Source organism: Oricola sp. (assembly GCF_022763245.1).
Taxonomy (GTDB): Bacteria; Pseudomonadota; Alphaproteobacteria; order Rhizobiales; family Rhizobiaceae; genus Oricola.
Genome location: NZ_JALEGV010000032.1, coordinates 203,575 through 224,406, shown reverse-complemented (window position 1 = coordinate 224,406; position 20,832 = coordinate 203,575). Strand labels below are relative to the sequence as shown.

General features: G+C 65.0%; 21 protein-coding genes. 11 read left to right on the top strand and 10 right to left on the bottom strand.

All coding sequences use genetic code 11. The features are described from left to right. Positions 1–58 precede the first annotated feature (58 nt). Positions 59–613, top strand: a complete 555-nt coding sequence (locus MRY80_RS14815) for a metallophosphoesterase (protein ID WP_293291802.1) — start codon at positions 59–61, stop codon at positions 611–613. Positions 614–717: 104 nt separating this feature from the next. Then, positions 718–1,425 (top strand): hypothetical protein, encoded by a 708-nt coding sequence (locus tag MRY80_RS14810; RefSeq protein ID WP_293291801.1) that lies wholly within the window; start codon positions 718–720, stop codon positions 1,423–1,425. Positions 1,426–1,429: 4 nt separating this feature from the next. Here the strand turns inward: MRY80_RS14810 and glpK are convergent, their stop codons facing one another. From glpK to rirA, 5 genes are all read right to left on the bottom strand, one after another. Then, the gene (gene glpK / locus MRY80_RS14805; RefSeq protein WP_293291800.1) at positions 1,430–2,926 is read right to left on the bottom strand and encodes a glycerol kinase GlpK; all 1,497 of its coding nucleotides are present in this window, start codon (positions 2,924–2,926) and stop codon (positions 1,430–1,432) included. 61 nt (positions 2,927–2,987) lie between these two features. Continuing rightward, entirely contained in the window at positions 2,988–3,665 is a 678-nt protein-coding gene (locus tag MRY80_RS14800) for an MIP/aquaporin family protein (RefSeq protein WP_293291799.1), read from the bottom strand. An 84-nt stretch (positions 3,666–3,749) separates the two neighbouring features. Beyond that, positions 3,750–5,321: a hypothetical protein gene (locus MRY80_RS14795; RefSeq protein WP_293291798.1), complete on the bottom strand. Its 1,572-nt coding sequence runs from the start codon at positions 5,319–5,321 to the stop codon at positions 3,750–3,752. Between the two features lie 30 nt (positions 5,322–5,351). Further along, on the bottom strand, positions 5,352–6,323 hold the full coding sequence (locus tag MRY80_RS14790) for a hypothetical protein (RefSeq protein ID WP_293291797.1): 972 nt from the start codon (positions 6,321–6,323) through the stop codon (positions 5,352–5,354). A gap of 153 nt (positions 6,324–6,476) precedes the next feature. Then, positions 6,477–6,938: an iron-responsive transcriptional regulator RirA gene (rirA, locus tag MRY80_RS14785; protein ID WP_293291796.1), complete on the bottom strand. Its 462-nt coding sequence runs from the start codon at positions 6,936–6,938 to the stop codon at positions 6,477–6,479. Between the two features lie 154 nt (positions 6,939–7,092). Here rirA and MRY80_RS14780 point away from each other — a divergent pair, with 154 nt between their 5' ends. Continuing rightward, the gene (locus tag MRY80_RS14780) at positions 7,093–8,121 is read left to right on the top strand and encodes a Fe(3+) ABC transporter substrate-binding protein (RefSeq protein WP_293291795.1); all 1,029 of its coding nucleotides are present in this window, start codon (positions 7,093–7,095) and stop codon (positions 8,119–8,121) included. Positions 8,122–8,149: 28 nt separating this feature from the next. Here MRY80_RS14780 and MRY80_RS14775 read toward each other — a convergent pair whose 3' ends face one another. Continuing rightward, positions 8,150–9,817 carry an iron ABC transporter permease gene (locus MRY80_RS14775; RefSeq protein ID WP_293291794.1) on the bottom strand — a complete coding sequence of 556 codons (1,668 nt, stop codon included), beginning with the start codon at positions 9,815–9,817 and terminating at the stop codon, positions 8,150–8,152. A 182-nt stretch (positions 9,818–9,999) separates the two neighbouring features. On the opposite strand from MRY80_RS14775, the gene MRY80_RS14770 reads away from it, so the two are divergent. Both MRY80_RS14770 and MRY80_RS14765 read left to right on the top strand, forming a co-directional pair. Beyond that, the gene (locus MRY80_RS14770; protein ID WP_293291793.1) at positions 10,000–11,151 is read left to right on the top strand and encodes an aromatic ring-hydroxylating dioxygenase subunit alpha; all 1,152 of its coding nucleotides are present in this window, start codon (positions 10,000–10,002) and stop codon (positions 11,149–11,151) included. Beyond that, a complete protein-coding gene (locus tag MRY80_RS14765; protein WP_293291792.1) occupies positions 11,151–11,387 on the top strand; it encodes a hypothetical protein in 237 nt (78 codons plus the stop codon). Before MRY80_RS14770 ends, MRY80_RS14765 begins: the two co-directional genes overlap by 1 nt. Before the next feature lie 4 nt (positions 11,388–11,391). Here MRY80_RS14765 and MRY80_RS14760 read toward each other — a convergent pair whose 3' ends face one another. Beyond that, positions 11,392–12,099 (bottom strand): DUF1045 domain-containing protein, encoded by a 708-nt coding sequence (locus tag MRY80_RS14760; protein WP_293291791.1) that lies wholly within the window; start codon positions 12,097–12,099, stop codon positions 11,392–11,394. A 189-nt stretch (positions 12,100–12,288) separates the two neighbouring features. Next, the gene (gene phnX, locus MRY80_RS14755; protein WP_293291790.1) at positions 12,289–13,119 is read right to left on the bottom strand and encodes a phosphonoacetaldehyde hydrolase; all 831 of its coding nucleotides are present in this window, start codon (positions 13,117–13,119) and stop codon (positions 12,289–12,291) included. Positions 13,120–13,359: 240 nt separating this feature from the next. Here phnX and MRY80_RS14750 point away from each other — a divergent pair, with 240 nt between their 5' ends. Beyond that, positions 13,360–14,277 (top strand): sugar kinase, encoded by a 918-nt coding sequence (locus MRY80_RS14750; protein WP_293291789.1) that lies wholly within the window; start codon positions 13,360–13,362, stop codon positions 14,275–14,277. 6 nt (positions 14,278–14,283) lie between these two features. Here the strand turns inward: MRY80_RS14750 and MRY80_RS14745 are convergent, their stop codons facing one another. Beyond that, entirely contained in the window at positions 14,284–15,282 is a 999-nt protein-coding gene (locus tag MRY80_RS14745; protein ID WP_293291788.1) for an aldose epimerase family protein, read from the bottom strand. Positions 15,283–15,458: 176 nt separating this feature from the next. Between MRY80_RS14745 and MRY80_RS14740 the strand changes: the two genes are divergently transcribed. From MRY80_RS14740 to MRY80_RS14720, 5 genes are read left to right on the top strand one after another with little or no spacing between them, the layout of a single operon-like run. Next, positions 15,459–15,740, top strand: a complete 282-nt coding sequence (locus MRY80_RS14740; protein WP_293291787.1) for an acyl carrier protein — start codon at positions 15,459–15,461, stop codon at positions 15,738–15,740. Positions 15,741–15,779: 39 nt separating this feature from the next. Continuing rightward, on the top strand, positions 15,780–16,985 hold the full coding sequence (locus tag MRY80_RS14735) for a beta-ketoacyl-ACP synthase (protein WP_293291786.1): 1,206 nt from the start codon (positions 15,780–15,782) through the stop codon (positions 16,983–16,985). Continuing rightward, positions 16,982–18,265: a beta-ketoacyl-ACP synthase gene (locus MRY80_RS14730; protein ID WP_293291785.1), complete on the top strand. Its 1,284-nt coding sequence runs from the start codon at positions 16,982–16,984 to the stop codon at positions 18,263–18,265. Before MRY80_RS14735 ends, MRY80_RS14730 begins: the two co-directional genes overlap by 4 nt. Positions 18,266–18,303: 38 nt before the next feature. Next, positions 18,304–19,332: a zinc-binding dehydrogenase gene (locus tag MRY80_RS14725; protein WP_293291784.1), complete on the top strand. Its 1,029-nt coding sequence runs from the start codon at positions 18,304–18,306 to the stop codon at positions 19,330–19,332. 8 nt (positions 19,333–19,340) lie between these two features. Beyond that, positions 19,341–20,255, top strand: a complete 915-nt coding sequence (locus tag MRY80_RS14720) for a lipid A biosynthesis lauroyl acyltransferase (RefSeq protein ID WP_293291783.1) — start codon at positions 19,341–19,343, stop codon at positions 20,253–20,255. Positions 20,256–20,329: 74 nt separating this feature from the next. Here MRY80_RS14720 and MRY80_RS14715 read toward each other — a convergent pair whose 3' ends face one another. Next, positions 20,330–20,761 carry a L,D-transpeptidase gene (locus tag MRY80_RS14715; protein ID WP_293291782.1) on the bottom strand — a complete coding sequence of 144 codons (432 nt, stop codon included), beginning with the start codon at positions 20,759–20,761 and terminating at the stop codon, positions 20,330–20,332. Between the last annotated feature and the right edge of the window lie 71 nt (positions 20,762–20,832).

The window sequence follows — 20,832 nt, the reverse complement described above, 5'->3', positions numbered from 1 at the left end:
TTATGGTTCGATGGCACGGGCTGAGGCCTTTACCTGCATCACGAGACGGCCGGGACACATGGCAAACTGGTATTCGGCCGATCTCCACCTCGGCCACGAACGCATCATCGAATTCTGCGGCCGGCCGTTCCAATCTGTCACCGACATGAATGCGCGGATCATCGCCAACTTCCAGGCGCTGGTCGCGCAGGATGACGACCTGTGGATCATCGGCGACTTCGCCTTCGGCCGCTCCGACAGCATCGAACGCTTCGAAAGCTGGTTTCACAGCCTGCCGGGCCGAAAGCATCTGGTGATCGGAAACCACGACGACGAGGCAGTGATTTCCCTTCCCTGGCGCAGCGTCGAATACATGGCCGAAATCACCGACGGCGATCAGTTGCTGACGCTCTGCCACTATCCGATGATCACCTGGAACGGCGCGCGGCGCGGCGCGCTGCAACTCTTCGGCCACGTCCACGACCAGTGGCAAGGGTCACGCAACAGCGTCAATGTCGGCGTCGATCAGTGGGACTTCAAACCGGTGCGCATCGCCGACATCAAGCGGCGCGCGTCGAAGCTTCCGGTCAACCAGCACTGGTCGGATGTCGAGCACGGCAACGAACTGGGATGATCGCAGAGAAGATCGGCCTGCCCCGGCCCAAAGGCCGGTTCACGAGCAACAAACATGCGGACGCCGCACGCGAACCGCCAAACACGATCAGAAGGCCTAATCCATTGAGACCGTCCAACATCCTGCCTTCCCTGCTCACATCTTTCGCCTTCATGTGCATCGGCGTTTCGAGCGGATTGGCGGCCCCCGAAATCTACCTTCACCTCCTGGCGGACCGGCCGACATCCGACCGCATGGTGCTTCAGCATGAAAGCGAAGACAGCGACTACAATCTGCGCCAGCACGGCGATTTCGCGGTCACGGACATTCTCGTCACGATCGAATCGGACCGGCCCGACGGGCTGAGCAAAGCCGGCTTCGAGGCCATGCTCGATCGCAGCAGCATCTATCTTCGCATCGCCGCAAGGATCGATCCCGCCGACAGGATCTTCGACAACATGCTTGTCTTCTCGGGCGTGATGTATTGCCAGCCCGTGCAAGAGAGCGCCGAAGACAAGGTCCAACAGCCGGGTTTCTCCTGCTTTTCCGGCTATGACGAAGGCGACGACGGCGGCTTCTATCTCGTCCCAGTCTTCGGCGAGGACGGCGTGGCGAAACGCTTCGACATGCATCTCAACCGGTTGTCGCAACGCGTGTCCGACCACGAGGGAACGCCGACCGGCGACCCGTTCGTCGGCGTGTTGCTGGACAGCTACGACGACGAACTCGACCGCGAGGTCTGGTACAGATGGAGCAGCTACGCCAATGCGCGCCCCATCCTTCGCCTTGCCGATCCGTCACGACCCGAGGTGATCGAATTTCAACTACAGTAACGGCTTAGGCGGTGCTCAACGTCCGCCTCACCGCATCCAGCCAGCCGTCATATTTGCGCGCGCGTTCCGCCTCGTCCATTTTCGGCGTGAAGGTCGTTTCGAGCGCCCAGGTCTTGGCAAACCCGTCGCGACCCGGCCAGACGCCGGCATGCGAGCCGGCCAGCCAGGCGGCGCCGAGCGCCGTCGTCTCCTTGACCACCGGCCGGTCGACGGGCGCGTCGAGCATGTCGGCCAGGCACTGCATGGTCCAGTCCGACGCCACCATGCCGCCATCGACGCGCAATGTCGTCGACGTATGGTCGGGTGCGTCCCAGTCGCGGTGCATGGCCTCGAGGAGATCGCGCGTCTGGTAGCAGACGGCCTCCAGCGTCGCCTTCGCGATTTCGTTCGGCCCGGTGCCGCGCGTCAGGCCGAACAGTGCCCCCCGGGCGTTGGCGTCCCAATGCGGCGCGCCGAGGCCGACAAAGGCCGGCACCAGATAGACGTCCTGCTCCGGATCCGCCTTCTCGGCCATGGTTCCGCTCTCGGCGGCGGATTCGATGAGGCCGAGCCCGTCGCGAAGCCACTGCACCGACGCGCCAGCCATGAAGATCGAGCCTTCCAGCGCGTAAGTCGTCTCGCCACCCAGCCGATAGGCGATCGTCGTCAACATCCGGTTTCCGGAGACGACCCTGTCCGTCCCCGTATTGAGCAGCGCGAAACAGCCCGTTCCGTAGGTCGACTTGAACATGCCCGGTTCGAAACAGGCCTGACCGATGGTCGCCGCCTGCTGGTCGCCGGCGACCCCGTAGACCGGGATTTCAGCGCCGAAGATCTCCGCCTTGGCCGTGCCGAAATCGGCCGCGCAATCGAGCACGTCGGGCAGGATCGACGACGGGATGCGCAGGATCTCCAGAAGGCCGTCGTCCCAGCGGTTTTCGGCGATGTTGTAAATGAGCGTGCGCGCAGCGTTGGTCGCGTCGGTCACATGCCGCGCGCCGCCGGTGAGCCGCCAGATGAGGAAAGTGTCGATCGTGCCGAAAGCGATCTCGCCGGCTTCGGCGCGGGCGCGCAGCCCGTCCACATTGTCGAGCGCCCAGGTGACCTTTGTTCCGGAGAAATACGGGTCGAGAAGAAGACCGGTTTTCTCGGTGAATTCAGGCTCGTGGCCCTTCGCCTTCAACGAATCGCAGAAGTCGGCGGTGCGCCGGTCCTGCCAAACGATCGCATGGCAGGCGGGTTCGCCGGTCCTGCGATCCCACAAGGCCACCGTCTCGCGCTGATTGGTGATGCCGATCGCTGCGATGTCCGACGCCGCGATCCCCGCATCGGCAATCGCATCTCGGCAGGTGTCGACCACGGTCCCCCAGATGTCCTCCAGGTCATGCTCCACCCAGCCGGATTTCGGGAAGTGCTGCGGAAACTCCTTCTGGCCGATCCCGACGATTGCCTGCTCCGCGTCGAAAACGATCGCGCGCGACGACGTCGTGCCCTGGTCGATCGCCAGAATAAAGCCGCTCATGCGTATTCTCCTCCCCATTCTCAGCCAAGGGGTGGATTACAACCAGATCGCCCGGCTCGCTTCAACCCGCCTCGGCGGCATCTTTTCCATTTGCGAGCAGCCACTTGCAGACAATGAAGGCCGCGGTAGCGCCGAAGAACTGGGCGACGATGAACATCGGCGCGTCAAGCGGCCGAATTCCCGCGAACGTGTCGGAAAAAGCACGTGCGATCGTCACCGCCGGATTGGCGAAGGAGGTCGAGGCGGTGAACCAGTAAGCCGCGGTGATGTAGAGACCGACGGCCATGGCGACCGCCTTCTCATTGGCCTTGATGGTGGCGAAGATCGTGAAGACGAGGCCGAACGTGGCGACGATCTCGGCGAACCATTGCGCGCCCCCCGTGCGGATCTTGGCGGAAGCCTGGAAGATGTCGTCCGCGAACATCGCATGCGCAGCCCAGACGCCCGCAAGTCCGCCGGCCACCTGAATGGCGACATAGATCAAACCGTCCCGCGCGGCGATCTCGCGCCGCAGCCAGAAGGCGAAGGTCACCGCGGGGTTGAAATGCGCGCCGGAGATCGGACCGAGCATGGTGATCAGCACGACGAGGATGGCGCCGGTCGGAATGGTGTTGCCGAGCAGGGCGATGGCGACATTGCCGCCGGCCAGCGTCTCGGCCATGATGCCCGAGCCGACGACCGTCGCCAGCAGAAAAGCGGTTCCGATGAACTCGGCGGCGTATTTGCGGGAAACGTCCATCCTGCCAACCCAATATATCAATAAATCTTGAAATATTGATGCACCAAGCCGGCGTCAACCCTTGTTATGCGGCGCACCACGCCGTCATTCGCCGCTTCCGGCCACCCGCGCCTCGATTTCCAGATCGTAGCTCGCGCCTGCCGCCGCCCAGCGTTCCAGAATGGCGTTGCGCACGGTTTCGAGCCGCGCTTCCGGCAGGTCGATGGCCTCGCGATGAGCATGGTAGGTCAGGCGCAGGATGGAGTGCTCACGCGTGAGTTCGGAGATCAACCGTGTGATGCCCTCGGCAAGGCCGACATCCGGCGTTACCTCGTTTCGACGGAAGGCCGCCGCGTTCAGATCGAGGCGCACGACGCGCGATTGCGCCACACCGAAGGTGACCGACGCCTGGCCGCCCGGCTCGATCCCCAGCGTCATCGGGTTGCTCGTGGTCGCGTGATAGCCCTCCCCGAGCGTCGCCTCGTCGAGTGCGAAACGCAACTGGACACCGCTCAGTCGCGGCAGTGACACGCAGGGTGACGAATAAAGGCCCTGCAGGTCGGTGGTCAGGACAGGGCCGCCGTCGACCGAGACCCGGGCGCCCGCAATGCCGCCTTCCTCCGTGTCGGCCACGCCGTTGCGATTCGCGTCCTCGTAGACAAGCAGCGAAATCGCGGCACAGTCGCCCAACGGCTCGTCTCCCACGCGCACCGTCGCCTCCGAAGGCGGCGCCAGCGCGATCCGGCTCCGCGCGTCGAAGATCTTTGCGGAATTGGAGTGATATCCCCGCAGCGGCGTCTCTTCGATCTCGCCGAGATAGCGAAGCGACATGCTTTCATGCGGCGCGACAGTCAGCGTACCGAAACTCGCCTGCTGCCCGTCGAGCAACACGTCGGCGAGTTCACCGTCGCGAAACGCGCTGCCGTCCACCAGAACCGTGCCTTCCGACAGCGTGGCGACAAGGGTTGCCGACAGTTCGTTTGAGCTGCGATTGCTGACCGTGATCGTATAGTCGACCTGGTCGCCGACCGCCGCTTCCGTGGTGCTCGGCGTATGGGAAAGCGAAATCAGTCCCGGCGCAATGCCCTGCAGGGGCGGCATGACGAACGCAGTCACCTGGCGATCCGAAACCGAGCGCCCGGCCCCCTTCGCGGTAGCGTTGGCCTCGGCAGCGATCTCGCCGCCGATCTCGGCATTGGCGCGTGTCAGCCGGTAGCTGGCCGAGTAGCGCCAGATCTCACCGCGATCCAGGATGCCGGGATTGGTCAGGTCGCCACCCCGATATCCCGGCGGCTCGCTCGGCGCGAAGGCCTGTCCGCCCTGCTGCAATTCAAGCGCCAGGCGAACGCCGGCCAGCGCGATGTCGCCGACATTCTCCACCACGATCGCATAATCCAGCCGGTCGCCACGGGGCAATCCGGGTGCGGCATCGCCCGAGATGGCGACGTCGACCGACACGCGCAGTCCCGGTCTGGCCGGCTCGATCCCGACCACGGCGCGCGCCGTGTCCGACTGGATGAGCGCCCCGCCGCCGAGACCCGAAGCGACGGCGCGGTTCACCAATTCGCCGGCGACCGCCTGCGCGGGCAAACCATGGCACAGCGAAAGCATCAGGAGCAGCCAGAGCCGGAAGCTCGCCCGCGGCCTGTGCCGCCAAATCGATGTCAGTCGCTCCACCGCAGGGCCTGCCGGTTGTGAGTCTTACGACTACTGGGCCTCGTATTCGGCCTGGGTCAGGGTATGGACATGGATGAACGTCACCGCCCCGCCCGGCCCGAGTACGTCATATACGCCAGCGCTTTCCTCCGTGTCGGCGTTCAGCGCCAACGGATCTTCCGTCTTGACCTCGACAGTGAAGGGCTCGACACCCAGATCCGGCGTACCGGCCGACGTTACCGTCTTGCCGGCGAGATCGACCGTGACGGCCACGTCCTCGATTGCGGTGTTGCCGGTATTCTCCACCAGGTAGGTGAAAGTGATCTGATCGCCGGCCTCGGCACCATCGCGGGTGTTGCCTTCGGCCTTGCTCAGGTCGCTCGTCGTGACGATCGCCATCTGCGCATGGGCCGGAACCGCGACGCTCACCGGGTCGGCAGTGGCCGAGACCACGATAGCGCCCGCCGTGCCGCTCGCCCCGGCCTCCAGCACGATCCCGTCACCGGCCACGGCGCGGTAGACCTGCTCGGTCGTCAGCGTGTGTGTCGTGACGAAGGTCGCGGACGCGTCGAGGCCGAGTTCGGCGCTGGATTGATCGAAACCAGCCGCCGGCAATTCGACGACCAGATAGCCGATCCTCAGCCGCGCATTGTCGACGACGACGCCCCCCGTCGCCACGTCGCCGGTATTCGCAACAGTGACGGTTACGGTCACGACATCGCCCTCGTCGGCATTCTCGGTATCAGCGCCCCGTCCGATATCGAGGTCGAGCGAGGGGCTGACGGAGAGGCCGGGCTGCGCCGGCGCGAGCTGAACGGTCTGAACGGCCGCCTGCGCTTCGACAGCGGTCTCGCCGGAGCGTGCGGTAGCCGTCGCCAGATTCGCGAACTCCGCCCATGCGGGCTGGGCCAGCAGGATAGGCGCCAGTGCCACGGCGGCGACAAGTCTCGCCCGCGATCCTGACGGATTGCCTGCCTGTGCTCTCGTCAGGTGACGATCTGCCTGCCGGGTTTCGCAGCTCATGGTTCCGACCTCCCTCGATCAACGCGGCGTGATTGTTCTCGCCTCCGGCAAGCGCCGGGCGGCCTCGCGACAATAAGGCGAGCTCCTTCGCCATGTCATTAAAAACATGGCAAAAAAGTGCAATCCGATGAAGCTGTCAGGAAGAGACTTCGATCAGACGGCCGCCAGCGCTTCCTTGCGGGCCTCGAGGCCCAGCAGGAAGGAAATGTCATCGTGGGGGCGCGCCAGATCTGCGATCGTGTGCTTCGCCAGCACGCCGAAGAAGGCGTTGAGCGCCTCGCGCAACGCCGCGGAAAGCTTGCAGGTTTCCACCAGCGGACACTCCGCGTCGTCGCGCTCGAAGCACTCGGCCATGGAGAAATTGTCCTCCGTCAACCGAACCACATCGAGCAGAGTGATGTCGGCGGACTCACGCGCCAGTCGGATGCCGCCGTTCCGGCCGCGTACCGTCTCGATCAGTCCGCCTTCGTTGAGGGGCTGCAGAATCTTGAACAGAAACGGTTCCGAGACGCCATACGCCTTGGCGATTTCGGCCACTCGGCTCAACTGCCCGCCATTGGCAGAGCAATACATCAAGATGCGAAAGGCGTAGTTCGTCTGCTTGGTCAGGCGCATGAGTCGTCTCCGTAACGGAACCTATATAGACCGTCGTTTGGAATCATTCCAGATAAACCCGACCGAATCTGTCAACTTTTTTCTTGACACCCCCATGCGCTTGCCACAGGTGGTCGGCGACGGACTGCAAGAAAAAGACAGACGGGAGCATTTCATGCGATTTGGAACGCGCATCGCCATTGCCGCGATCTCTGCGACGACCGCCCTTTACACCGCATCGGCGGCCTGGGCCGACGGCTCGGTCAACCTCTATTCGTCGCGCCACTACGACACCGACGAGCGCCTCTATGCGGATTTCGAGGAAGCGACCGGCATCCGCGTCAACCGTATCGAAGGCAATGCCGACGAGCTGATCGAACGCCTGAAGGCGGAAGGCCGCAACAGCCCTGCCGACGTGCTTCTGACCGTCGATGCGGGCCGCATCTGGCGTGCGGCCGACGCCGACCTGTTGTCGCCCGTCGAAAGCGAAGTGCTGGAAGAACGCATTCCCGAGGCGTTGCAGCATCCGGACAATCTTTGGTTCGGCTTCTCCACGCGGGCGCGCATCATCTTCTACAACAAGGACCGCGTCTCCGAACCGCCGCAGACCTATGACGAACTCGCCGATCCGAAATATCGCGGCATGATCTGCATCCGCTCGGCGTCCAACATCTACAACCTGTCGCTGCTCGCCTCGCGCATCGCCGAGGAAGGATCCGACGCGGCCAAGGCCTGGGTGGAAGGCCTGAAAGCCAACCTCGCCCGCCAACCGCAGGGCGGCGACACGGACCAGCTCGCGGGCCTGGTTTCGGGCGAATGCGACATCTCGGTCGCCAACACCTACTATTTCGCCCGCGCCTTGCGCTCGCAGGTCGATGGTGTCAGCGACGGCATCGAGCAGATCGGCTGGGTCTTCCCCGACCAGGACGGCCGCGGCACCCATGTCAACGTGTCCGCCGCCGGCGTCCTCAAGAACGCGCCGAACCGCGACAACGCGATCAAGTTCCTCGAATACCTCGCCTCCGATTCCGCGCAGGAATATTTCGCATCCGGCAATGACGAATACCCGGTGGTCGAGGGCGTCGGCCTGTCGGCGTCGGTGACCCAGTTGGGCGAATTCAAGCGCGACGACCTGAACCTGTCGGCTCTTGGCGAGTATCAGACCGAAGCGCAGGCGATCTTCAACGCCGTCGGCTTCAAGTAACGCGCAATGGCCGCCCGAACCGGCGGCCTTACGCTTCCAGCGGCAGAGGAGCCGGCGCTTTCGCCGGCTCTCGCGTCTGCTGGGTTTGCGCGATCGTCCGGCAGAGCAGGATCACCGGCAACAGCCCGAAAGCGACGATGACCAACGACGGCACGGCCGCCTGCGCCAGCCGCTCGTCGGACGCGAGGCGATGCGCCTGCACGGCCAGCGTGTCGAAATTGAACGGCCGCAGGATCAGCGTTGCCGGCAGTTCCTTCATGGTGTCGACGAAGACGATCAGCACCGCCGTCAGAAGGCTCGCACGCATCAGCGGAAGATGCACCCGCAACAGCATGCCAAGCGTGCCGGACCCGAGCGTCCGCGCCACCGCGTCCACATTCGGCTTGATCTGGCTCATCCCCGTGTCGAAGGCCGACAGGGCAGCGGCCATGAAGCGCACGACATAGGTCATCACCAGAAGCGCGATGGAGCCGGTGAACAGCAGCCCGGTCGAAATGTCGAAATGGGCGCGCATGAAGGAATCGATCGTGTTGTCGAGCCGGGCGAACGGCACCAGGAGCCCGACCGCGATAACCGATCCGGGCAGCGCATAGCCGATGCCCGACAGGATCTTGGTGATGCCAGCGGCTTTGCCCGGCGCCAGCCGCACCCGGTAACCGACCAGCACGGCGCCGACCACCGTCAGAATGGCGGCGATCGAGGCGAGCGTCAGCGAATTCTGGATGAAGCCGAGATAGCGTCCCTCGAACGGGTTCTGTCCCGACGAGATCGCCATTTCCAGGAGAACGGCAAGCGGAATGACGAAGCCGACCATGACCGGGATCAGGCAGACGAAGATCGCCGCTGCCGCCCGCCAACCGGACAGATGGTGGAGCGACATGGCCTCGCTGCGATTGCCCGCCTGGTGGTGCTTCGCCCCGCCCCGCTGCCTTGATTCCAGCACGACGAGAAACAGGGCGGCCAGCATCAGGCAGAAGGCGAGCTGCGACGCCGCGGCGCGATCCCCCATCGAAAACCATGCCTGGTAAATGCCGGTCGCGAAGGTCTGCACGCCGAAATGTGCGACGGTGCCGAAGTCGGCGATCGTCTCCATCAGCGCCAGGATGGTGCCGCCGGCGATGGCCGGCCGCGCGACCGGAAGGCTGACGCGGAAGAAGGCGCTCCACGGCCCGTGCCCCATCGTCCGCGCCGCGAAATAAGCCGTCGGCGACTGGCGCAGGAACGCCGCGCGCGCCAGAAGGTAGACATAGGGGTAGAGCACGAAGATCAGCATCAGCGCCGCGCCCGGCAGCGACCGGATTTCCGGGAACCAGTAGTCGCGCGGTCCCCACCCCGTCACCGCGCGCAGAGCCGTCTGGACCGGCCCCGGATGGTCGAGCAGATCGGTGTAGGCATAGGCCAGCACATAGGCCGGGAATGCCAGCGGCAGCGCCAGCACGATCTCGAGAATGCGACTGCCGGGAAAGCGGCAGAGCGTCACGAGCCATGCCGCGCCCGTACCGGTGGCCGCCGTGCCGATCGCGACGAGCAGGCCCAGTTGCACCGTGTTCCAGATGTAGCGCGGCATCACCGTGGACCACAGGCCGGTCCAGGTCTCCATCGTGCCGCCCAGCGCGGTGATGGCCACCGCGACAATGGGGATGATGCAGAGACCGGCGCCGATCCAGGCCAGCGATTTCAACGGAAAATGGAACACGGCGGATACGCCCGAGCCTTTCGGTCGATTGACCCTCGCGGAGTATGGCAAAGCGATTTTGAGGTCAATCGCGTGATCTGTCGCGTTTGGACATGCCGATTTCTCAAATCCGCATGGGCAAGACCGTTTCCCCCGCCCAAACTCCCGGTCGAACGACCCGTGGACCCCGGTGGAGGCTGACCATGAACCAGCATGTGACGGATGAGGCGCTGGCGCGCGTTCTGCAACCGGTCGCGAAGGCGAACGGCCTGCCCAACCGGCACTACACCGATCCGCACTGGTTCGACCTTGAAGCCCGCAAGCTGTTCTTCGAACAATGGGCCGGAATAGGCTTCGCCAAGGACGTGCCGGAAAACGGGGACGCCAAGCCGATCGATTTCCTCGGCCAGCCCCTCGTGATGATCCGCGGCCGCGACGGCACCCTCAGGGTCTTCCAGAACATCTGCCGCCACCGCGGCATGATCCTCATCGAGAAACCCGGCCGCATTCGCGGCGCGATCCGCTGCCCCTACCATTCCTGGTGCTACGATCTCGACGGTGCGTTGAAGGCGACGCCGCATGTCGGCGGCCCCGGACACAACACCCATGAGGCGGTCGATCGCGACACGCTCGGCCTGATCGAGGTGGCATCGCATGTCTGGCGCGACATCGTCTTCGTCAACCTCTCGGGCACGGCCGCCCCCTTCGAGCAGGTCAACGCCAAGGCCCTCGAACGCTGGAAGGAATTTGATCAGCCGCTGCACCACGCCGGCCCCGGGTCCGGCTTCGCGCTGGAGGTTGCGAGCAACTGGAAACTCGCCGTCGAGAACTACTGCGAGAGCTACCACCTGCCCTGGGTCCATCCGGGCCTGAACAGCTATTCGCGGCTGGAGGATCACTACAATATCGAGGAGCCCGGCGCCTTTTCCGGCCAGGGCACGACGGTCTATCGGCAATTGCAGGGCGATGCGGGTGAGACCTTCGAGGACGCCGCCGGCCTCGGCAGCAAATGGGAGACGGCGGCCGAATACATCGCGCTCTATCCGAACGTGCTCCTCGGTGTGCACCGAGACCATTCCTTCGCCATTCTGCTCGAACCGGCGGGCCAGCAACGCACGGTCGAGCATGTCGAGATCTATTATCATGCCGAAAGCGCGCTTCAGTCGGACATGGCCGATCTGCGCGCGAAGAACACGGCGCTCTGGAAGGTCGTCTTCGAGGAAGACATTTTCGTCGTCGAAGGCATGCAGCGCGGGAGAAGCGCCCTTCACTTCGACGGCGGACGGTTTTCGCCTGCGATGGACGGACCGACGCACATGTTCCACCGCTGGGTCGCGACGCAACTGGCCTCGTGATGGCTGCACCATCCGTGTTCGACACGCTCGATGCGACCATATTGGCGGCACATGGCGCCGGCGATGGCGCGGAACTGGCGTATGCCTATGGCGCGGCGGCTGATGCGCATGCCGCACGCGGCGCCATCGATGTCGCCTGCTTCTTCTACACCCAAGCCTACATATTCGCCCTTGAGGCCGGCCTGCCGCAGGCCGAGCGCTACGCCGCCGTGCTCAGGCAAAACGGGCGGCTGTGAGACCTCAGGCGATGCGGCGCTTGCCGCTCGCGCTGATCGGGAAGAGCGTATGCACCTCGAACGGTGCCCCCCGCTCGCGCTCGATGAAGATCGCCAGATGATCAATGTCGAGCGGCTCGGCCAGCACGGGCTGGAAATGCCGGTCGAGCGCCGCCTTCATCCGCGGCCGGTCCGGCGCCTCAACATGACCGGTCAGTGTCATGTGAAAGCGGAATTCGTCGAAGACGTAGGGGTATCCCCAGTTCTGCAGGTTGCGCAATTGCGACGTCGACAATTTGTCGGGATCGCGACGGCTGAACTCGACCTCGCTCAAGGGCGCGCGCAACCGGTCGAAGATCGCCACCACCTGGCAGGCGAGATCGTTCAGCGCCGGGTTGGGTTCCTCCGGTACGATCGCGAAGAATCCGCCCAGCGGCGCCACCATCACCCGGTCGATCCTGACCGGGAAAGCGTCGCGGGCGAACATCTCGACCGCCTCGACGAGATCGGCCTCGCTCCAGCCCTCGGCCAACTCGAACGGCGCCTTCAGCGTGGCGTGGAAACCGTATCGGCGCGGCACTGCGGTGAAATAGGCCAGTTCGCCCAAAGCCAGGCCAGTCCGCTCCGCATGCGGCAGCGTCAGGCCCGAAAACGCGTCGCGACCGAGCCAGCTCGACGCCGCGCGCGTCAACGCGTGGTCCCTGGGCGGCGTGAAGTAGAGTGCGTAGCGCATGACGACGAATCAGTATCCTGAAAAAGGTTTGCCCCTGCTACGCGAAGCGTGTGACAATCATGCGAAAAATCGCGAAATAAACTTATCCGGCGAACAAATACTTTCCGATGCCTCTGCGGCAGGGTGTCTGTCGTTCAATGGGCGGTATCGGTCGAGCGCCGAATCGGCGCTCAATTCGGTACGGATATGCTACGCCGCTTCCGGTTCGAACTCCAGAAGCTCGGGGCGTTCGCCGTCGGCGAGACGTTCGTTGATGTCGTCGATGATGGCCGGCATGTCGCCCACCGAACCGATTACGTAATCGACGCCGGCATCGGTCAGCCGCTTGGCCGCCGCATTGACCAGGTCGAGCCTTTCGCGCGCCGGAAGCATCGCAAAGGAGTCTTCGGCAAGGCCCATCTCGTTGCCCGTCTCGCTGATGCCGACCGTCCACGCCCCGACCGCCTTGCCTTCCATCAGCCCCGGCACCGTGTTGTCGACCTTGATCACCGAGGACGCGGGATAGACGCCGAGCGTGACCATGGCCTGGTACATTGCAAGCGGCGCCGGCCGGCACTCCGGCACGTCGTCGGCGCAGACGACCGCGTCGGCCTCGAACCCCTGCGCCCGCGCCACGGCGATGACGGGCTCCATGATGTCGCGCGAATAGCTCGTGGTCGTGCCGATCAGGATGTCGCGTGCGCGCAGCGCCCGGCTCGCATTCAGCACGCCCCCCACCAGCTTGCCCCTCTCGCTGGCCACGTGCCGATTGATGAGCCGATACCGCTCATGCACGAGATGCGCGTCACGATCCTCGAAGGGAGCGCCCTGCGCCTTGGCCCAGGCCCTGGCAATGCGGGGATTGTTTCCGATCGCGCGGACATGATCGAGCTTGCCCAGACCCATCGCCGAACGCACATCGGCGGCGGAAAGCGCGACGCCCGATTCCTCGAATGCGCGCTGCATTGACACCACCGGCGCCAAGCAACCGAAATCGACCAGCGTCCCGGCCCAATCGAAGATCACCGCCTTGATATGCATGTCAACCGAGCCCGCCCTAATCGGTGACGCCTATTCTACCGCCGCAGATGACATTCATACGACAGTGGAAAACCACCGCCGAAACCCCTTGAAACATTGGGCAAACGCCAGCGTGGGAAGCGCCTGCGACACGCGATTGTCATCGGCCCGTCCCCGAGGACCCGCCTTCTTGCCAATCCGTCGCGCCCGTGCTGTATCGGAACGGAACCCAGACCACCCGACACGCCAGCAAGGCAGGCCATGACCCGGATCGTTTCCATCGGCGAATGCATGATCGAACTGTCGGGCCGTGAAGGCGCGACATGGCAGCAGGGTTTCGCCGGCGACACCTTGAACACGCTTTGGTATCTGCGCGCGCTTTCGCCATCCTCGACGCGCTGCGACTACGTGTCCGCCTTCGGCGACGATCCCTTCTCACGCGAACAGATCGCCTTCCTCGCTGAAAACGGCATCGGCATCGCCGAAAGCCCGGTGATCGCCGGCCGGGTTCCGGGCATCTACGCGATCGCCCTGGACAAGGACGGCGAACGGTCCTTCACCTATTGGCGACGTTTCGCGGCGGCGCGATGCCTTGCCGACGACCGCCGCGCGCTGGCTGCGAGCCTCCACGGAGCGGGATTGATCTATTTTTCCGGCATCACGCTGGCGATCCTGGACGACCATGCCCGCGGCGAACTGCTTTCTATGATCGAGACCGCGCGCGCCAACCACGCGGTCGTGGCCTTCGACCCGAATTACCGGCCGAGACTCTGGCCGGATCGCGACCAGGCGCGCGCGGCCATTCGCGCCGGTTATGCGGCCGCCTCGATCGTGCTGCCGACCTTCGACGACGAGAAGGCGCTCTTCGGCGACGCCGCCCCTGCGGAGACGGTGGAGCGCATTCGCCACCACGGCCCCGGGGAGATTGTCGTGAAGTGCGGCGACGCGGCCGCGCTCGTGGCGGTTGACATGGGCCTGACACCCGTCGCGCCGATGGCTGTCGACCCGCTCGACACGACCGGCGCCGGAGACAGCTTCAACGGCGGCTATCTGGCCGCCCGCCTCGCCGGCCGCAACCCGACCGACGCGGCCCGCTTCGCCCATTCCATCGCGGCGATGGTCATCCGGCACTACGGGGCCCTTTTGCCCATGCAGCAAATGGCCGGCGTCCGCCTCTGACCCGGATCAGCCTTTCTTGAACCGGTAGATCGTCCGCTGCTCGCGGATCTGGCCCGGCCGCAGAACCGCACTTGGAAAATCCGCCCGGTTCGGCGCGTCCGGCCAGATCTGCGTTTCCAGGCAGATGCCCGCATGGTGTCCGTAGATACGTCCGCCGAGGCCAGAAACGCTCATCTGCATCGACGGCGCGGTGTAGCATTGCAGGCCAGGTTCGGTTGTCTCCACGGTCAATGAGACGCCGGAGCGCGGCGACCGCAACTGCACAACCTCCTGCATCTGACCGGAGCGATCCAGACAGAAATTGTGGTCGTAGGCTGCGTCCGGACCATAGGCGTCGATGCGCTTCATGTCGCGGAAATCGAACCGTGTGCCATCGACGGGTTGCGGCGCGCCGTCCGGAATGAGGGTCGCGTCCACCGGCAGGTAGGTCTCAGCCGAAATCTGCATCTCGTGACCGGTGGCCGGGGTCTCGCCACCGTCCTCCAGGTTGAAATAGCTGTGATGCGCCATCGAGCAGACCGTCGGCGCGTCCGTCTCCGCGCTCAGCGTCACGGCCAGGGCGCCGCCCTCCGCCAGTTCATAGCGGCATCGCGCCGTCACCCGTCCGGGAAACCCCATGTCTCCGTCCGGGCTGTCGAGCCGCAGCACGACATGGCTGTCGCCCTGTTGCTCGACTGTCCACAGTTTTTCGGAAAACCCCTTCGCACCGCCATGCAGGCAATGGTCGTGGTCGTTTGCGTCCAGCCGATGCTCCCTGCCGTCGAGCATGAAGCGGGCGCCGCCGATCCGGTTGGCGAAACGGCCGGCGATGGCGCCGAAGAAGGGCGAGTGGCGTTCGTAGTCCTCGAGCCGTTCGAGACCCAGCACGAGCGGCGCGGCGTGACCGTCGAGACGAAGGTTCTGGATGGCGGCGCCACGGGTGATCACATGGGCCGACAGACCGCCCCCCTGCAACACGATCCGGTGAACCGTCTCACCGGACGCCAGACGCCCGAAACTTTCCAAACCGCCCTGCCTTTCATCCGCCCTTCGGAATGCTTATGTCACGGTGCGACACGAAGCCATAGCCTGTTTCGCGTCATGGTTGCATTCCACCGTGACAACGGCCTTTTCCATGGCGCACAAAAAGGCTAGAGAGCGCAACAGAACAAACACTGCGCAGAACCCGAAGGACCCGGAACGTGGCAACGACATTCGACAAAGTCGCCGACATCATCGCCGACACCAGTGAAATCGAACGCGACTCGATCACGCCGCAGAGCCACACGATCGACGATCTCGGCATCGACAGCCTCGATTTCCTCGACATCGTTTTCGCCATCGACAAGGAATTCGGCATCAAGATTCCGCTCGAACAGTGGACGCAGGACGTCAATGACGGCAAGGTCGCGACCGAAGAATATTTCGTGCTCGAGAACCTTTGCGCCAAGATCGACGCTCTTGTCGCCGAGAAGACCGCCTGACGGCCCGCTCGGGCCCCGTGAATGGCAGAAAAACCTACGATGCCAACCCCTGACGATGTCGTCATCACCGGCATAGGCCTGCTGACTTCGCTTGGCGAAGGAGCGGAGGCGAACTGGGCGGCCTTGCGCGGCTTCAGCGCGCCCGTGCTCGACCGCGAACGTTTCGCGCCCTACGCCGTCCACCCCCTGCCCGAAATCGACTGGTCGCAGCAGATCCCCAAGCGCGGGGACCAGCGCCAGATGGAAGCCTGGCAGCGCATCGGCACCTACACGGCCGGGCTGGCGCTTGACGACGCCGGCATCAAGGGCGACGAGGCGCTGTGCGCGACGATGGACATGATCGTGGCGGCCTCGGGCGGCGAACGCGACGTCGACGTCGATTCCATGATCCTCGAGAAGGCCGGCGAAAGCGATGAGGACATCGGCATCGCCATCAACCAGGTGCTGACGACCGAGCTGCGCCCGACGCTCTTCCTCGCGCAATTGTCGAACCTGCTCGCCGGCAACATCTCCATCGTCCACAAGGTGACCGGCTCGTCGCGCACCTTCATGGGCGAGGAAGGGTCCGGCATCTCCGCCATCCAGACCGCGGCGGCGCGCATTCGCGCCGGCCAGAGCACCCATGCATTGGTCGGCGCGTCCTATAACGGCGAACACCCCGACATGCTGCTGGGCTTCGAACTGGCGCATCTGTGCCTGCGCGGCGAATGGGCGCCGGTCTGGGACCGCGAGCCGATCGAGGGCGGCGGCATGATCACCGGATCGGGCGGCGCCTTCCTGGTGCTGGAGAGCCGTTCCCATGCGGAGGCGCGCGGCGCCAAGATCTATTGCACGCTCGGTCGGATCGCAGCCGACCAGGGACCGGTCGGCACGCAGCAGACGACGGCGCGCCTTGAGCGCCTGGCCGCCGAGACCGGCATCGCCGAAGCCGACATGATCGTCTCGTCCGCCTCGGGCGCCCTCGCCCGCACCGCCGACGAAAAGGCGTTTCTCGCCGCCCACGCCCCGTCCGTGCCCGTGCGCGGCATCACGTCGGCCTTCGGCTTCCTGCGCGATGCCCAGTTCCCGATCGCCGTCGCGGTCGCTGCACTGTCGCTGAGCCACGGCGAAGACCTGCCGCCGCTCGGCAGCGACTTCGAGACACAGGCCGAAAAGGCGCCCTCCTCCATCGGCGTGCTCACCACCGGCTTTTGCGCGGCGGAGGGCATGGTTGTGCTGACGAAGGCGAATGGAGGCGGCGAATGACCCGTTTCACCGACCATGCCGGGCGCCCCGTCATCGCGATCACCGGCGCCGGCGTCGTTTCCTCGCTCGGCGCGGGCAAGGAGGAAAACTGGGCCAAGCTCACATCGGGCCAGTCGGGCATTCACACCATACGCCGGTTTGCGACCGAACATCTGCGCACCACGATCGCCGGCACGGTGGATTTCATGACGCCGGCCGAGGCCGGCTCGGGCGCGCTGACCTACGCGCTGGCCGAGGCCGCCGCGCTGGAGGCCATCCGCGAAGCCGGATTTGCGATCGACGATTTCGGGGGGCCGATGTTTCTGGCCGCCCCTCCGGTGGAACTGGAATGGTGGCAGCGCCTGAAGCTGGATGAAGACGGCCGCAAGGCCGGCGGCACCGCACCCGGCTACGACAGGCTGCTTCTGGCCGCGCGCGCCGGAGCGCATCCCGATTTCTTCGGATCGACCCGGTTCGGCGACGTGGCCGCCAAGCTTCAGACGCGCATCGGCGCGCGTGGCCTGCCGATCACGCTCTCGACGGCCTGCGCGTCGGGCGCCACGGCGATCCAGCTCGGCGCCGAGGCGATCCGCCGCGGCGAGGCCGAACGCGTGATCTCCGTCGGCACGGACGGTTCCGTGACCGCCGAGGCGCTTGTCCGCTTCTCTCTCCTGTCGGCGCTCTCCACGCAGAACGACGCGCCGGAAAAGGCGTCCAAACCCTTCTCCAAGGACCGCGACGGCTTCGTCATGGCCGAAGGCGCCGGCGCATTCGTGATGGAATCGCTGGAAAGCGCGACCGCACGCGGGGCGACGATCCTCGGCATCCTGGAAGGATGCGGCGAATGCGCCGACGACTTCCACCGCACGCGGTCCAAGCCGGACGGTTCGCCGGCCATCGCTGCCGTGCGAGCCGCGCTGGCAGATGCGGGCGCCGGGACCGACGGGGTCGATTACGTCAACGCCCACGGCACCTCGACGCCGGAAAACGACAAGATGGAATATCTGTCGCTGTCGACCGTCTTCGGCGAAGACATGGCGTCGATCCCGATCTCCTCCAACAAGTCGATGATCGGCCACACGCTGACCGCGGCCGGCGCCATCGAGGCGGTGTTCTCGCTCCTGACCATCCGCACAGGCACGCTTCCGCCGACGATCAACCACCTCAATCCCGATCCCGCGATCGCGCTCGATGTGGTCCCCAATGTGAAGCGTGAAGCCGATGTGCGCCGCGTCCTGTCGAATTCCTTCGGCTTCGGCGGGCAGAACACGTGCCTTGTCATCGCGGCGCAACCCGCTTAATCCCACCCGCACCCGAAGACGCCGAACAAGGAACCGCCATGCGCGCGCTGCAGCTCGTGGAAGATCGCAAACTCGTCGAGGCGGATCTGCCGCCGCCGCCGCCGCCCGGACAGGGCGAGGTCACGGTGCGCATCGCCAAGGTGGCGCTCAACCACATCGACGTGTGGGGCTGGCGCGGCATGGCCTTCGCCAAGCGCAAGATGCCGCTCGTCATCGGCGCGGAGGCCGCCGGCCACGTCGATGCGGTCGGTCCCGGCGTCGTTGGGCTGAAACCCGGCCAGCTCGTCTCGATCTTCGGGGCGCAGACCTGCGGCTTGTGCCTGCCCTGCTCGCAGGGCCGCGACAATCTGTGCGAACACGTCGCCGGCGTGCACGGCTTCCACCTCGACGGCTTCGCCCAGGAGCTGATCAACCTGCCGGCCAGAAACCTCGTCCCCGCCCCGCCCGGCGTCGACGAGACCGGCGCGGCGCTCGCTCCGATCACCTTCGGCACGGTCGAGCACATGCTGTTCGACAATGCCGCCCTGCAGCCCGGCGAGACCGTGCTCGTGCATGCCGGCGGCTCCGGCATCGGCAGCGCGGCGATCCAGCTCGCCCACCGCATGGGTTGCACCGTCATCACGACGGTCGGCTCCGACGCCAAGATCGAGCCTGCCAAGGCCCTCGGTGCCGATCACGTCATCAATTATCGCGAGGACCGCTTCGAGGGCGTGGTGCGCAAGCTCACGAAGAAGAAGGGCGTGGACGTGGTCTTCGAACATGTCGGCGCGGAGACATGGGCCGGCTCGATGCTGTCGCTGAAGCGCGGCGGCCGGCTGGTCACCTGCGGTTCCACGTCCGGCGTTTCGACCAGCATGAACCTGATGATGCTGTTCCAGCAGCAGTTCCGCATCATCGGCTCCTTCGGCTGCCGCATGCAGAACATGACCGACGCCATGCAGAAGATGGCCCGCGGCATCGTCCGTCCGGTGGTCGATACCGAGGTGGATTTCGATGGCATCGGCGAAGCGCTGGCGCGCATGGAAACGCGCGACGTCTTCGGCAAGCTCCTGCTCAAGGTCAGTTAGGACCCGCCATGCAGCCACGGCTCCTCCGTTTCTGGAAAAGCGTCGCCCGGCTGCAATACTGGCTGGTCGCGCAGCTGACGTTCCTGCTGCTCGGCCTCGCCCGCCTGCTGCCGGCGAAGATCGCGATGGAGACCGCCGCCACGCTCGGTCAGTTGCTCGGCCCGCTGAGCAGCCGCAACACGCTGGTGCTGGACAATCTGCGCCTCGCCTTCCCGGAAAAGAGCGAGGCCGAACGCGAGGCGATCGCCAAGCGCGCATGGCGCAACATGTTCCGGCTCGGCGCGGAATATGTCTATCTGGAGAAGCTGTTCGATTTCGACCCGGGCTCCGACGAACCGGGCATGATCGAGGTCCAGGGCTCGGAGATTTTCGAGCGTCTTCGCGACGAGAAAACGTCCTGCATCTTCTTCACGGCGCACACCGGAAACTTCGAATTGCTGCCGGTCGGCGCGGCGGCGTTCGGTCTGGAGATCACGGCGTTGTTTCGCCCGCCGAACAATCCCTACATCGCCAGGCGCCTGCTCGCCGCGCGCCGCACCAGCATGGGCCATCTGGTCCCGTCGAAGGCGGGCGCGGCATGGGGACTGGCAAGCGTCCTGAACCAGGGCGGATCAGTCGGCATGCTCGTCGATCAGAAATTCAGGCGCGGCATCGACGGCACTTTCTTCGGCCATCCGGTGAAGACCAACCCGCTTCTGCCCAAGCTCGCCCGCCAGTATGACCGGCCTGTCTATCCGGCACGATGCATCCGCCTGCCGAAAGGGCGGTTTCGCATCGAACTGGAAGAGGCCGTCGAACTGCCGCGCAATGCGCAAGGCGAGATAGACGTGCCCGCCTCGACCCAGTTGCTGAACGACATCGTCGAGCGTTGGGTGCGCGAATATCCCGACCAGTGGCTTTGGGCGCACCGTCGCTGGGCGTGATCGGGCCACACCGCCGCACAAAAGAAAAAGCCGGCGCAACCGCCGGCCTTTGATGGCGAAGACCGCGAGTGCGGTTAGCGCGTGATGACGACGCGCATGTTCTGCGGGCCGACCTGCTGGGTCAGCTGGAACAGGCGTCGTGCATTGTCCGGGTGCAGGCGCACGCAACCATGCGACGCCGGGCGTCCCAGCCGGCCGACCGCGTCCGTGCCGTGAATGGCGTAACCGCCATAGAAGAAGATCGAGTGCGGCATCGGCGACATGTGATATTTGCGCGAATACCACATCTTGTGCATGCGCGTCGGGCTCCACTGGCCGGTCGGCGTGCGATAGCCACTGCGCGCGGTGCTTACACGCCAGTTGTAGAGCGTGCGTCCGTCCTTCTTGACGGTCATCGTCTGGCTGGAAAGATCCACATGCGCAACAAGCCGGTTGGCAAGACTCGCCGTCGCTCCGGACAGCACAACTGCCGCCGCCAGGGCGACGCTCACGAGAAAACGTTTCACTCGACTTACTCCCTCTTCACCTAAGGCGACCGTCCCTGCTTGACGACGATAGCCTCCTTTTACCCCTCGGT

What these genes read in the sequence shown, in the direction of transcription:
- MRY80_RS14815 (WP_293291802.1), top strand. Translation starts at nt 59, where the DNA reads ATGGCAAACTGGTATTCGGCCGATCTCCACCTCGGCCACGAACGCATC.
- glpK (WP_293291800.1), bottom strand. Translation starts at nt 2,926, where the DNA reads ATGAGCGGCTTTATTCTGGCGATCGACCAGGGCACGACGTCGTCGCGC.
- MRY80_RS14800 (WP_293291799.1), bottom strand. Translation starts at nt 3,665, where the DNA reads ATGGACGTTTCCCGCAAATACGCCGCCGAGTTCATCGGAACCGCTTTT.
- MRY80_RS14790 (WP_293291797.1), bottom strand. Translation starts at nt 6,323, where the DNA reads ATGAGCTGCGAAACCCGGCAGGCAGATCGTCACCTGACGAGAGCACAG.
- rirA (WP_293291796.1), bottom strand. Translation starts at nt 6,938, where the DNA reads ATGCGCCTGACCAAGCAGACGAACTACGCCTTTCGCATCTTGATGTAT.
- MRY80_RS14780 (WP_293291795.1), top strand. Translation starts at nt 7,093, where the DNA reads ATGCGATTTGGAACGCGCATCGCCATTGCCGCGATCTCTGCGACGACC.
- MRY80_RS14770 (WP_293291793.1), top strand. Translation starts at nt 10,000, where the DNA reads ATGAACCAGCATGTGACGGATGAGGCGCTGGCGCGCGTTCTGCAACCG.
- MRY80_RS14765 (WP_293291792.1), top strand. Translation starts at nt 11,151, where the DNA reads ATGGCTGCACCATCCGTGTTCGACACGCTCGATGCGACCATATTGGCG.
- MRY80_RS14760 (WP_293291791.1), bottom strand. Translation starts at nt 12,099, where the DNA reads ATGCGCTACGCACTCTACTTCACGCCGCCCAGGGACCACGCGTTGACG.
- phnX (WP_293291790.1), bottom strand. Translation starts at nt 13,119, where the DNA reads ATGCATATCAAGGCGGTGATCTTCGATTGGGCCGGGACGCTGGTCGAT.
- MRY80_RS14750 (WP_293291789.1), top strand. Translation starts at nt 13,360, where the DNA reads ATGACCCGGATCGTTTCCATCGGCGAATGCATGATCGAACTGTCGGGC.
- MRY80_RS14735 (WP_293291786.1), top strand. Translation starts at nt 15,780, where the DNA reads ATGCCAACCCCTGACGATGTCGTCATCACCGGCATAGGCCTGCTGACT.
- MRY80_RS14730 (WP_293291785.1), top strand. Translation starts at nt 16,982, where the DNA reads ATGACCCGTTTCACCGACCATGCCGGGCGCCCCGTCATCGCGATCACC.
- MRY80_RS14725 (WP_293291784.1), top strand. Translation starts at nt 18,304, where the DNA reads ATGCGCGCGCTGCAGCTCGTGGAAGATCGCAAACTCGTCGAGGCGGAT.
- MRY80_RS14720 (WP_293291783.1), top strand. Translation starts at nt 19,341, where the DNA reads ATGCAGCCACGGCTCCTCCGTTTCTGGAAAAGCGTCGCCCGGCTGCAA.